This is a genomic window from Streptomyces sp. NPDC059564, assembly GCF_042735575.1.
Lineage (GTDB): Bacteria > Actinomycetota > Actinomycetes > Streptomycetales > Streptomycetaceae > Streptomyces.
The window spans coordinates 1-1,999 of the sequence record NZ_JBHWBP010000631.1 but is presented as its reverse complement, the minus strand read 5'-3'; the positions used below and the strand labels follow the sequence as shown (position 1 = coordinate 1,999).

Annotated in this window: 1 protein-coding gene; it reads right to left on the bottom strand. The window is 73.5% G+C overall.

The window, feature by feature from the left end:
- Positions 1-1,999: condensation domain-containing protein (locus tag ACFV0Q_RS41075; RefSeq protein WP_385013164.1), on the bottom strand; the 1,999-nt coding region annotated here is incomplete at both ends.

The following is a 1,999-nucleotide window of genomic DNA, read 5'->3' as shown; positions in this document are numbered from 1 at the left end:
GGCGTAGGCGGGCCTGTTCCTCGAAGCGGTCGACCAGGGTGTCCTCGCCGGTCTCCGCGCGGGTACCCGTCCACTCCTCCAGCACCTGCCGCCGCTCCGCCTCACCGAGGACCTCCAGCTCCGACAGCCGGACCCCCGGCTCCCGCGCGGCCTGCTCCAGCGTCCGCCGCAGCATCGCGGTCATCCGCTCCACCGTGGCCCGGTCGTACAGATCGGAGCTGTACAGCACCGCCCCCGTCAGCCCCGCGTCCTCCTCGGCGTGCAAGAGGAACTCCAGGTCGAACTTGACGGCCCCGGTGGCCAGCGGTTCCGCCGACCCCGCCCGCAGCCCGGGCAGGTCCGGCACCACCCGCGGCCCCGATTCGAGGGCCAGGCAGACCTGGAACAGCGGGTGCCGGGCCAGGGAACGCGCCGGGTTCACGGCCTCCAGTACCAGGTCGAACGGGGCGTCCTGGTGAGCGAACGCGTCCAGGTCGGCGGTACGCACCCGGGCCAGCAACTCCCGGAAGGCCGGGTTCCCCGAGGTGTCGGTGCGCAGCACCAGGGTGTTGACGAAGAACCCGACGAGCCCGGTCAGCGCCTCGTCCGGCCGGCCCGCGACCGGCGAGCCCAGGGGGACGTCCGTGCCCGCGCCCAGCCGGGTCAGCGTGGCCGCCAGCGCCGCCTGGACCACCATGAACGGAGTGCACCGCTCGGCCCGCGCCAGTTCCACCACCCGCTTGTACAGTTCGGTCCCGAAGTCGACCCGGACCATCCCGCCGCTCTGCCCCGCCACCGGCGGCCGTGGCCGGTCAGGCAGCAGCCCCAGCTCCTCGGGCAGGCCGGCCAGGGCCGTCTTCCAGTACGCGAGCTGCGTCTCCAGCGGTCCGCCCGCGAGGGCGGTGCGCTGCCAGAGCGCGAAGTCGGCGTACTCGGCGGGCAGCGGCGGCCACGCGGGGGCGGTGCCCGCGAGACGGGCCGCGTAGGCGAGGGACAGGTCCTCGAACAGCGGCCGCAGGGACTGCCCGTCGGTGGCGATGTGGTGGAGGAGGACGAGGAGCGTGTACCGGTCGTTGCCCGTGCCCAACAGGGTGACCCGTAGGGGATGTTCGGTGGACAGGTCGAAGGAGTGGCGGGCGGCGGCGAGGAGTTCGGACTCCAGGTCCTCGGGCTCGACCGTACGCACCTCGAAGGCGGGCGCCGGGACCGGATCCACGACCTGGTACGGATCGCCGTCCGAGGGGACGAAGCGGGTACGCAGCGGTTCGTGACGGCCCGCCAGGTCGAGGAAGGCGGCGCGGAGGGCCGAGAGGTCGGGTTCGCCCTCCAGATGGACCGCCATCGGCACGTTGTACGAGGTCCCCTGCCCGCCCAGTCCGGTGGCCACCAGCCACAGCCGCTGCTGCGCGAAGGACAGCGGGAGCGGCTCGGGGCGGGGCAGGCGGCCGGTGAGCGGCGGCAGGGCGGGCCGGTCGCAGACCTCGTCGATCCGGCGGGCGAGGGCGGCGGGGGTGGGGTGCTGGAAGACGTCGCGGAGGGTGAGGGTGACGCCGAGGGTGGCGGCGATCCGGTTCGTCAGGCGGGCGGCGAGCAGCGAATGGCCGCCGTGGTCGAAGAAGTTGTCGTCCATCGAGAGCGGCGCGACGGCGCCGAGCACCTCGCCGATGAGGGACCGCAGGAGTTCCTCGGCCTCCGTGCGCGGCTGCCGGCCGCCGGTGGTGAGCGGGGCCTCGACCGTCGGCAGGGCTGCCTTGTCGATCTTCCCGTTGGGGGTGAGGGGCAGCCGGTCCAGCACCGCGAACCGGGCCGGGACCATGTGCTCGGGCAGCCGCTCCCGCAGCCAGTCGCGGAGGACGTCGGGGCTCGGTACGGGGGCCCCGGGGGCGGTGGTCACGTACGCCGTCAGCTGCTGGTCGCCGTGGACCAGGGTGGCTTGGGTGATGTGGGGGTGGGTGGTGAGGGTGGTTTCGATTTCGGTGGGTTCGATGCGGAAGCCGCGGATTTTGATTTGGGTGTCGGT